We start from the raw sequence: 11,081 nt of genomic DNA on the forward strand, positions 1-11,081 counted from the left end.
AAGGAGATAGACGCCTGATGAAAAATGCTTTCATTGAATGGCACAGAACGGCACTTGAAATTTTCTCTATGGATGAGAGGTGGTTAACGAGATGGTGTTAAAGGATATCTCAAACGGAGAGCGTATCAAACTTCTCGCTGTAGACGGCGGATGTAACCTGCAGTGCCGGCTGGCGGGAATGGGCCTGGTTCCGGGCATGGAAGTGACGGTGATCAGCAATATCCCGGGCAGACCGATCATTCTCGAGACTTACGGCATTCGTCTGTCCCTCTGCCGGAAAATGGCCTCCCGAATTCAAGTACTCAAAACCAACGGCGTCGCAATGTCCCACCCGTCTCCGCCCGCCATCTGCCCCAAGGGGATCGTCCCCAAAACATCCATTTGCGAGCCTGGAGTCCGGTGCCGTCGAAGATTATGCCGACTGCGCCAGATGCAGGTCAACCAGACCGGCACCATCCGATCGGTCAAAGCCCAGGGGGAGTTGGGACGCCGAATCCGCGACATGGGGCTCATCCCCAATACAGAGATCACCATAGTCGGTCGGGCGCCTTTAAAGGATCCCGTCGCCCTTCGCCTGAGAGATTTTACCCTTTCTCTCAGAAACAATGAAGCCGATTTCATCACCGTGGAAGTCTCCGGAGGCGGGTGTGAAGAAGACGCTGAGCATTGCGCTTGCGGGTAATCCCAATGCCGGGAAGACCACCATGTTCAACGCCCTTACGGGCGCACGCCAGAGCGTGGGAAACTATCCCGGCGTCACCGTGGAAAAACGCGAGGGATATCTCCACGTTAATGGACGTAAGATCAACATCGTCGACCTCCCCGGCACCTATTCCCTGACCGCTTATTCTCAGGAAGAGCTGGTCGCCCGCGACTATCTCATCAATGAGCGCCCCCAGTTGGTGATCGACATCATCGACGCCAACAGCCTCGAGCGAAACCTCTATCTTGCGGTACAGTTCATGGAAATGGGCATCCCCATGGTCCTGGCGCTCAACATGATGGACGAGGTTCGGAAAAGCGGCAAAAAAATCGATACCCGGAAACTTTCCCAACTCCTCGGGGTACCGGTGGTGGAAACCGTAGCCCGGAGCGGCGAGGGAAAACAGGCGTTGATCGAGATCGCCCTGGCAGAAATCCGCGAACAGGAAGATGGGTGGCGCCCTCTTGAAATCTCCTACGGCCCCGACATCGATCCGGTCCTCCAGGAGATGACAGCCCTCATCCAGAACGCCGGATTCCTGACAGACACCTACCCCTCGCGGTGGCTCGCACTCAAATATCTCGAAGGCGACGTCCAGATCAAATCCCTGGGAACATCGGCGGGTGAGATCGGCAGCGCCCTGGAGGACATGGTTCAACGGGTGACCGAGCACTGCCGGGTAACCCTCGATTCCATCCCGGAAGCAATCATCGCAGACTATCGTTACGGCTATATCGCCTCGGTTACCAAACAGGGGGTATTTATTCAGCGGGGTCACCAGGAACGGATCCATCTTTCAGACAAAATCGACCGGATCCTGACCCACCGGTTCACCGGTCCCCTTCTCATGATCGGTGTTCTCTACGGCATGTTCGTCGCCACCTTTACGGTGGGAGAAATCCCAATGGGATGGTTCGAAGCGTTTTTCACCTGGCTGTCCGAAAAAACCATGGAAGCGATCCCGCCGGGGCTACTCCAGTCTTTGCTGGTGGATGGCGTCATCGCGGGGGTCGGCGGTGTGCTGGGGTTCGTTCCGCTGATCATGGTCATGTTTCTGGGCATCGCCTTCCTGGAGGATTCAGGCTACATGGCCCGGATGGCCTATATGATGGACCGGGTTCTCCGAATCTTCGGCCTTCACGGATGTTCGGTCATGCCCTTCATCGTTGCCGGCGGTATTCCCGGCGGATGCGCGGTGCCGGGCGTGATGGGCGCCCGGACACTGAGGAGCCCCAAGGAAAAGCTGGCCACCCTTCTGACGGTTCCGTTCATGCCCTGCGGCGCGAAAGTGCCGGTATTTCTTCTCCTCGGCGCAGCCTTTTTCGAGGAGTCCGCCGCCACCGTCCTCTTCTGGATCACCATCGGCTCCTGGGCGACGGCCCTCGTGGTGGCGTGGGTTCTCAGGAACACCGTAATCCGGGGCGAAGCCACCCCCTTTGTCATGGAGCTTCCCCCCTATCGATTGCCCACCTTCAAAGGTCTCTGCATCCACACATGGGAACGGGCCTGGCAATATGCCAAGAAGGCCGGCACGGTCATTCTGGCCATCTCCATTCTCATCTGGTCGTGCATGACCTTTCCCACCTTGCCCCGTGAGCAAAGCCAGGCTTTTGAGATGCAGCGGACGGCGGTACTTTCCCGGACGCCGGAAAACCCGGACGCGGAAATCATACGGCAAATCGACAACGAGATTCTTGCCATCGACAACCGGGAGGCCGAAGCCGCCCTGAGGCATTCCTATGCCGGCCGCCTGGGAACGGCTCTCGAGTCCTTCACCCGGCTGGCAGGTTTCGACTGGCGCACGAACATCGCGCTTTTGGGCGGATTCGCCGCCAAGGAGGTGATCGTGTCCACGCTGGGAACGGCCTATGCCATGGGCGATGTGGCCCCGGACTCCAGCGAAAGTCTGGGAAACCGGCTCCGCAGGGACCCTCACTGGAATCGGTTGACCGCTCTCAGTATGATCATTTTCGTCATGCTCTACGCACCCTGTTTCGTCACGGTCGTGGCCATGGCACGGGAGTCCTCCTGGAAATGGGCCCTTTTCAGCGTTATCTACACCACCTTGACGGCCTTTGCCGTATCCACGGCCGTCTACCAGATCGGAGGACGTTTCTTTTCACCCTGAGCCGCCGCAGCCTCTTCCTGAAAAATACCGGGTCCCATGGACCAGCCGGCGGAGACAGAGGAGGAATATGCTGCAGGACGACCCGAAAGAAATCGAAGAACGGCACCACAACCTGATGGACGGCGCCACCGGCCAGATCGACGAGGTTTCCCGGTATGTTCAGGAGCAGCGCCGTGTGGCGGCGGATCCCGCATGTTCTCTGGAAGCCCGGCTCGAGGCTTTTGAAGACATCATCGACTCCGAGGTGGGGGACACCTCGATGGTCCGGGCAAGAAATATCGAGCGGGAGATGGCGCTGCGTCAGATCTACCTCAAATTCGAGGGTGGAAATCCCACGGGAACCCAGAAGGACCGTATCGCTTTTGCTCAGGCGATGGATGCGCTTCGGCGGGGATTCGATACCATCACGGTGGCCACCTGCGGCAATTACGGTGTGGCTTTGGCTTTGGCCGCCTCCTTTGCCGGCATTCGGTGCATCATCTATATTCCCGAGGCCTACCATACCCGCCGAGTGAACGAAATGATCGCTCTGGGCGCCGAGATCGTCCGGGAGGGCAACGACTACGAGCGTGCCGTGGAAGCCTCGTCCGCGCGAGCCGAAAGAGCGGATTTTTACGACGCCAATCCCGGAGGCCACAACACCCTGTTGCAGCTTCAGGCCTATGGGGGAATCTCCTACGAAATCTACGACGAACTTCGCGATGCGCCCTACGTGGTGGCCGTCCCCGTCTCGAACGGCACCACCCTCTCGGGTATCTACAAGGGGTTTCTCAGCCTCTATCGGCGTGGAAAAACCTCCCGGATGCCCAGAATGGTGGCCGGATCCGCCTACCATAAAAACCCGATCGTCCGAGCCTTCCTTAAAGATACCCCGCGGTGCGAGGATTTGCGACCAGAGGCAATTCGGGAAACCAGCATCAACGAGCCGTTGATCAACTGGCATTCCATCGACGGTGATCAAGCGCTGAACGCCATCCGGGAAACCCGCGGCTGGGCCGGCAACGCCACAGACAAGAGCATGCGGGCCTTCTCACGCCTCATTCGGGAACGGGAAGGCCTCGATGTGCTCCCGGCATCCACCGCCGGATTGATCGCCATGATCGAGCATCACCAGAAACAGACACTGCCGGGCGATCGCTATGTCGTTGTTCTGACGGGGAGGAAATCCTGATGCATCCGGAAGGAAACGCCATCGTCTATTGCGAAGGGGCCTTCAACACCCCCAACGGGAAAACCGCCCACGGGCTGGTCCGGTTTACACGACGCTACCGCATCCTGTCCGTGGTGGATTCCCGCCATGCAGGAGAGGATGCGGGGATGATCCTCGACGGGAAGCCCAACGGGATTCCGGTGTCAGCGTCCCTGACGGCGGCGGTCGAGACGGCCTCTCGAGGGGCGTATCCGCCCACCCACTTCGTGGTCGGCATCGCACCCGACGGGGGCCGGCTCAGTTCCGCCGCCAGAGCCGACGTGGTGCGGGCCGTGGAGATTGGGCTGAACGTGGACTGCGGGCTCCATGACTTTTTGAGCGACGATGCCGCGATCAGGGCGTTGGCCGCCGAAAAAGGGATGACGATCCGGGACATCCGAAAGCCGCCCCCGCGGGCGTCTCTCCACTTCTTCAGCGGCAGCATCGAATCCGTCGAGGCTTTCAGGATCGCCGTGCTGGGAACGGACTCCGCCGTCGGCAAACGCACCACGGCATGGATCCTGGTCCAGGCATTCGAGGCCCTGGGCTGTCGGGCCGAGCTTGTCGGGACCGGCCAGACTGCATGGATGCAAGGCGCCCGTTATACCCTGGTCATGGACGCTCTGGTGAACGACTTCGTCTCAGGCGAGATCGAGCACGCCGTAGTCCGCGCCTGGACTGAGACCCGGCCCGACGTCATCGTCATCGAAGGCCAGGGGAGTCTCATGAACCCGGCCTATCCCGGCGGTTTCGAAATCCTCGCAGCCGGCCGGCCCGACGTGGTCGTACTCCAGCACGCCCCGGCCAGGCGGGATTATGACGGGTTTCCAGGCTACCCCATCCAGCCCCTCAGTCACCAGATTCAGGCCATTCAGATCCTCTCCGGCCGACCGATCGCGGCCGTGACCTTGAATCACGAGGATCTGCCCGCCGAGACGATTCCGACGGTTTGCGCCGCCATTTGCCGGGACGTGGGCGTCCCGGCTTACGATGTACTTCGAAACGGCGGCACCGAACTGGCGAAACGCTTGATGCCCTTTATCCGGGACCGAAAGCTGCTGAAAGAAGTATGGACAGCGCCGTCGTATCCTTTTTGTCCGCCTATCTGATGCACCGGGATGTCCGGACACCGGCAGGTATCCAAAAGCCGTCACCGCCAGGAATTTCATATCGGCGGGCCGCAATGAGGACATCCGGATCATGATGGGTCGACTTGTCGCGCCGCTTGAATCGTTCAACAACCGGCGCTATTTCAACCCCTGCGAACAGCCAACGCCATGACAAACAAAACCCCTTCGCCTGCCCCCCGGGATAGAGAGACCGCCGATCCGGCGACAGTGCTCCGCGTCTTCGATCGACTGGAGGTCGGACCCGTCACTCTGGCGCCCCGACGTCTCGTGGCCCCCTATCGCATTCATATCGGCGGAAAAACAGACGTCACCGAGTTGATTTACGTTTACGAGACGCCGGTATTCGATCCGCAGAATCCCGAATGCCGGAACCTGGCCGACATGATCGCCGCCCAGGCAGCTCTCAATTACGGCCTTTTCTGCAGCCAGATCCGGTTCATCGGCACCTACGACGCCACCGACCGTGCCTTCCTGCGGGATATGGCGGAAAACACCGCCCGGGAAATATTCGTCAAGAAATTTCTGGAACCCAACCCATTTCTTACGGGCGAGGCCATGGCGCTGCCGGCCGTTCGCCAAAAAAAATACCTCAACGCCAAACTCAAATTCCTTCCGACGGAAAGCGAAGCCCGTTTCCCCCCATGGCGATTGTGGGAGACGGACAAAAACCGTCACTGCGTTCTTTCCAGCGGCGGAAAGGACAGTCTTCTCAGCTTCGGTCTCATCAACGAGCTGGAAAGAGAGGTCCACCCGCTCTTCGTCAATGAATCGGGACGGCACTGGTTCACGGCGCTGAACGCCTACCGCCATTTTCGTGAAAACATTCCCCGCACCGGACGCGTATGGGTCAATTCGGATCGGCTTTTCTCGTGGATGCTCCGGCGGATGCCGTTTATCCGAAAGGATTTTCAAAGCGTCCGCCATGACGAATATCCGATCCGGCTCTGGACGGTGGCCGTTTTTCTCTTCGGCGTGCTGCCGATCCTTCGGGAACGAAAGATCGGTCGGCTTATCATCGGTGATGAACACGACACGTCCCGAAGGACTGCCCACCAGGGGATCAGTCACTACGACGGTCTTTACGACCAGAGCATCTGGTTTGACAACACGATGTCGCGGTATTTTCAGCGGAAAGGATGGGCCGTCTCTCAATTTTCCCTTCTCAGACCCCTCTCGGAGTTGCTGATAGAAAAGATCCTGGCCGGACGATACCCTGATCTCCAGACCCTCCAGATCTCCTGTCACGCAGCCCACAAGGACGGCGATCGCATTCGACCCTGCGGCAAATGTGAAAAATGCCGCCGCATCGTGGGAATGCTGACGGCCGTGGGCAAAGATCCCCGCCGGTGCGGATACACGGATATTCAGATCGCTGCATGTCTCAAAGCCCTGGCGGAAAAGGGAACCTATGCCCAGACGGCCTCGGAGGCCGCGGAACTCCTGAATATGCTGGCCGAGAAAGGACGGATTCCCTCGACATCTTCGCCGACGGGAGAGTCTTTGCCCGCCGCCGAGATCCTGCGGATCCGCTTCGACCCCGTCATTTCCCCCATAAACGCCATCCCCGTGGACCTCAGGGAGCCCCTCTATCGCATCTATGGGGAATACGCTCAGGGCGCCGTCCGTCGGGCAGGGCAGCGCTGGATCGAATTCGATCCCTTGACGGATCCTGAGATGGTAGCCCCCTACCCCTTCGAACTGTCACCGGGCCATGGCGCCACGGCACAACCGCCGGACACGCTTCAGAACACCGCCTATCTCTGGGGAGAACTCTGCTGGCCCGATGCCGAGGAGCGCTTTGACGAGATGGATACCGTCCTTCTGCCCGTGGGTGCCATGGAGCAGCACGGGCCCCATTTGCCTCTGGATACCGATGCCTACGATGCCGAGTATCTGGCCCGATGCGTGGCCGAAGCCTGCAGTGATCCCAAACCCATGGTTCTCCCGCTGATTCCCTACGGCGTCTCCTATCACCACGATGACTTCCGGGGAACCGTCAGCATCGACAACGACACCCTATCCCGGCTGGTCTACGACATCGGCATGAGTGTTGCGCGTAACGGGTTTCGCAAACTGGTGATCATCAACGGTCACGGCGGGAACAGTCCCGCTCTCAACCACGCAGCCCAGAAGATCAACCGCGACGCCCGGATATTCGTTTGCGTGGACAGTGGAGAGACCAGCGACGTGGATATCGATCGTCTGGTGGAAACCCCCAACGATGTCCACGCCGGAGAAATCGAAACCAGCACGGCCCTGGCCGTCCGGCCCCACCTCGTCCGAATGGATCGCATCCAGCGGGATATTCCTGAATTCTCGGTCCGGTACCTCAACTTCAGTTCCAAACGAGGCATATCCTGGTATGCCCACACCGAAAAGATTTCCGCCTCCGGCATCATGGGAGACCCCACCAAGGCCACCGCCGCCAAGGGAGAACAGATGTGGACGATAATGATCGCCCATCTCACGGCCTTTGTGGAGGAGATCAAACACATGACCCTGGATGAAATCCATCAGCGGAGATACTGAGTCCCGTGAAAATCACCCGGATCGAGGCCGTACCCCTCACCCTGAAACTGGCCGAACCCTATACCATCGCATACGAAACCGTGGATTCGGCCGTCAATGTATTCCTTCGGATTCAGACCTCCACATCCGTCATCGGTTACGGCTGCGCCGCTCCGGACCTGGAGGTTACGGGCGAGACCCCGACATCGATCCTGGCGGCCGTCACGGATGTGATCCGGCCGGCACTCACGGGAGCCGATCCTTTGCGCCTGGTCCGCCTTATGGAGAAAATCCGGCCGCACCTCGCAGACCAACCCTCGGCTTTGGCCATGGTTGACATGACGCTTTACGATATCCTGGGAAAACAGGCTGGTCTGCCTCTGTTCCGACTCCTGGGCGGTTTTCGGAACCGGATGCGAACGAGCATCACCATCGGCATTCTCCCGCCCCATGATACCGTCCGCCGGGCAATGACCTTCGCGGCAGAGGGATTCACGGCTCTCAAGCTCAAGGGTGGAATAGACGTGGAGGACGACATCGTCCGGGTTCTGGCCGTTCGGTCGGCCGTCGGGAAAAAGATCGCTCTCCGGTTCGACGCCAACCAGGGATACTCGGAAGAGATGTCACTCTATTTCGTTACACAAACCCGTCCTGCCGGCCTTGAGCTCATCGAACAACCGACGCCCCGCGGGCGGACGGCCATGCTGGGACGGGTCACCAGCGGCGTTTCCATACCGGTCATGGCGGACGAGAGCCTCATGAGCCTCAAGGACGCATACAGGATCGCCCGTCGGGGCCTGGCCGACATGGTCAACATCAAACTCATGAAGGTGGGCGGCATCGACGAAGCCATGAAGATCAACGCCGTATCCCGTGCCGCCGGCCTTGACGCCATGGTAGGCTGTATGGACGAATCCGCGCTGTCCATCGCGGCGGGCCTTCACTTCGCCATGGCCCGGCCCAATGTGCGTTATGCCGACCTGGATGGTCATCTGGATTTGATCGGCGATCCGGCCTCAGGCGCCGTCCGTCTCAAGCGCGGCGTTCTTTACCCCACCGGCCGACCGGGGTTGGGTTTCGACTTCTCGAATACCCGGTCCGAAAAAAATCCTTTTTGACCCTCAATCGACTTTTCGCGACCCGGAAATGCGAAATGGCATGAAAGATTCACCGCGTTATGATATGTGGAGAAGTCAAGGCTGATCGGTTGAAGTATCGGAGCCGGAATCATGGGCGGAAACAGGCCCCTCTTCAGCCGTGAACCTTCCTGCGAACCACCGCAAACAACGAAAGGACATCCAATGAAAAACCTGGTAATACTGACCATCCTGGGATGGGTGATGATGGGGGCCCCGGCCTTTGCTTCGGACGGCGAGGAGCTCTTCAAGGCGGAAGGCTGCATGCGATGTCACAAGGCCGACGGCAACTCCAAAATCTACCCCAGTCTGCCGGAAATCGCGACGGCGTACACCGGAAAATCAGAACAGCTGCTGCAATACCTCAACGGGGAAACCGAGGCCGTCATGGATCCGGACACCGCAAGCCTGATGAAGCCCCATCTGGAAAAAACGAAAAAGATGAACGTGGTTGAACGAAAATCCGTGGCCGATTACATCATGACGTTCACCCCATAAGAAAGTATTCCGCTGGATCGCCGGAGCATCCGCGGCTTCGGCGATTTTTCCCGCCCCCCGGCACCCCCTTGTTGTTCCCGAAAGGCGTCCTGAAGATCCCCCTCTCTTCCTTCAGGAATTTTGCCGATACCCCGGCTTGATATTTCGAAGATCATACTAATAATGGTGATATTCAACTTTCCGGCCGTCATCGCGAACGTCGAAAGTTGAGATGATCAATTTTGTGTGCCTGTTTGAATTGAACCGTGACCACCCGAAACGATGAACCGGGAAACCTTTCATTAAAGAGGAGATTCTGCGATGTTGAGCCCAAAGATGAACGACGCCTTGAACGAACAGATCAACAGGGAAATGTATTCGGCCTACCTTTATATGTCCATGTCGAACCAGTGCTCTGAAATGGGGCTCAAAGGGTTCGCCAATTGGTTTATGGTGCAGTATCATGAAGAAATGTATCATGCTATGAAATTTTACGAGTATATCGGGCGACAGGGCGGCAAGATCTCCCTGAAAGCCATCGCCGAACCGGCGGCGACGTTTGCCTCTCCCCTCGACATGATGACCAGGACCCTGGAGCATGAACAGTTCATTACCCAGTCCATCAACAGCCTCATGGAAACGGCCATCGCCGAAAAAGATCACGCCACCCAGATCTTCCTTCAGTGGTATGTGACCGAGCAGGTGGAAGAGGAGGAAAACGACAACGACATCATCGCCCAGCTCAAACTCGTCCAGGAAAGTCCCCACGGACTGATGATGATCGACCGTGATCTGGCCGGTCGGGCGACGACGGTTCCCACAGACTTCAGCAAGGGGGTCGAGTCCGCCGCCAAGGCGGGAGGCTGAGTCTGAAACACATGATCCCCTGCTGAAACGGCGGCTACACCCCCATGATACGACGGACAGCGGGGATCTTGAGTCCCTCCAGAATCATCGTACAGAAAAGAGCGGCGGCAAGACAGTAGAGAAGATCATCCAGCGGTACGGGCCGGAACTTGAAAAGGCGCTGAAAAAACGGGGTCGACATGACAACGGTCAGCATGGCCGCGGTGCCCCCGCTGATCCACCACAGAGCCGCGTTGGGGACCTTCAGCATTGACGGGATCGATCGCGTCGCGGACCGGTTGGTAAAGATGAGCGCGAGATTGGACAGGACCAGGGTCATGAACGCCAGACAGCGGGCGCAATGCGCGCCGTGGTCCGAGAGGGCCCACCGGTAAACGACGACGACCGCCGCCAGAATCACCAACCCCTGGGTCAGGCTGAGCAAAACGGATCGTCGTCCGAACAAGGGCTCGGAGAGGTCCCGGGGAGGCTTTTTCATACAGTCCGCCTCGGCGGCCTCGGCCTCGAAGACCACCGAACAGGCCGGATCGATGATAAGTTCCAGAAAGACGATATGGACCGGAAAAAGCGCCAGAGGCCATTCGAAGAGCACCGGGATGAGGGACATTCCGGCGATCGGCACGTGAACCGAAAAGATATAGCGCATCGCTTTCTTGAGGTTGTCGAAAATCCGGCGTCCCATTCGAATCGCCTTGACAATGGATGCGAAATCGTCGTCCAGGAGCACCAGGGCGGCGGACTCCCGAGCCACATCGGTTCCCCGACCGCCCATGGCGATCCCGATATGAGCGGCCTTCAGGGCCGGAGCGTCGTTCACGCCGTCGCCGGTCATGGCCACCACCTCGCCGGCCGCCTTCAGGGCCGTCACCAGGCGCAGCTTTTGCTCCGGCACCATACGGGCGAAGATATTGACCTTCCGGATGCCTTCGGCCAGTTCGGCGTC

The 11,081-nt window shown here is 58.9% G+C and carries 9 protein-coding genes; 8 read left to right on the forward strand and 1 reads right to left on the reverse strand.

Going from position 1 to position 11,081, the window contains the following annotated elements:
* Window positions 1–91: 91 nt before the first annotated feature.
* The 8 genes from AB7S84_RS09900 to AB7S84_RS09935 all read left to right on the forward strand — a co-directional run bounded on the left by AB7S84_RS09900 (window position 92) and on the right by AB7S84_RS09935 (window position 10,138).
* Window positions 92–682: a FeoA family protein gene (locus tag AB7S84_RS09900; protein ID WP_020877363.1), complete on the forward strand. Its 591-nt coding sequence runs from the start codon at window positions 92–94 to the stop codon at window positions 680–682.
* Window positions 648–2,831 carry a ferrous iron transport protein B gene (gene feoB, locus AB7S84_RS09905; RefSeq protein WP_428154213.1) on the forward strand — a complete coding sequence of 728 codons (2,184 nt, stop codon included), beginning with the start codon at window positions 648–650 and terminating at the stop codon, window positions 2,829–2,831. Before AB7S84_RS09900 ends, feoB begins: the two co-directional genes overlap by 35 nt.
* Window positions 2,832–2,898: 67 nt before the next feature.
* Window positions 2,899–4,002 carry a pyridoxal-phosphate dependent enzyme gene (locus tag AB7S84_RS09910; protein WP_020877365.1) on the forward strand — a complete coding sequence of 368 codons (1,104 nt, stop codon included), beginning with the start codon at window positions 2,899–2,901 and terminating at the stop codon, window positions 4,000–4,002.
* Window positions 4,002–5,129 carry a DUF1611 domain-containing protein gene (locus AB7S84_RS09915; RefSeq protein ID WP_428154215.1) on the forward strand — a complete coding sequence of 376 codons (1,128 nt, stop codon included), beginning with the start codon at window positions 4,002–4,004 and terminating at the stop codon, window positions 5,127–5,129. The genes AB7S84_RS09910 and AB7S84_RS09915 overlap by 1 nt, the downstream gene beginning before the upstream one ends.
* Before the next feature lie 168 nt (window positions 5,130–5,297).
* Complete coding sequence (locus tag AB7S84_RS09920; protein ID WP_428154217.1) at window positions 5,298–7,679, forward strand: creatininase family protein; 2,382 nt, start codon at window positions 5,298–5,300, stop codon at window positions 7,677–7,679.
* Between the two features lie 5 nt (window positions 7,680–7,684).
* Window positions 7,685–8,776: a mandelate racemase/muconate lactonizing enzyme family protein gene (locus AB7S84_RS09925; protein ID WP_020877369.1), complete on the forward strand. Its 1,092-nt coding sequence runs from the start codon at window positions 7,685–7,687 to the stop codon at window positions 8,774–8,776.
* A gap of 183 nt (window positions 8,777–8,959) precedes the next feature.
* Window positions 8,960–9,292: a c-type cytochrome gene (locus AB7S84_RS09930; RefSeq protein ID WP_020877370.1), complete on the forward strand. Its 333-nt coding sequence runs from the start codon at window positions 8,960–8,962 to the stop codon at window positions 9,290–9,292.
* A 300-nt stretch (window positions 9,293–9,592) separates the two neighbouring features.
* The gene (locus tag AB7S84_RS09935) at window positions 9,593–10,138 is read left to right on the forward strand and encodes a ferritin (RefSeq protein ID WP_020877371.1); all 546 of its coding nucleotides are present in this window, start codon (window positions 9,593–9,595) and stop codon (window positions 10,136–10,138) included.
* A 34-nt stretch (window positions 10,139–10,172) separates the two neighbouring features.
* Here AB7S84_RS09935 and AB7S84_RS09940 read toward each other — a convergent pair.
* Window positions 10,173–11,081: HAD-IC family P-type ATPase (locus tag AB7S84_RS09940; protein ID WP_428154221.1), on the reverse strand; the 909-nt coding region annotated here is incomplete at its 5' end.

It is taken from the genome of Desulfococcus sp., from assembly GCF_050178255.1.
Taxonomy (GTDB): Bacteria; Desulfobacterota; Desulfobacteria; order Desulfobacterales; family Desulfococcaceae; genus Desulfococcus; species Desulfococcus multivorans.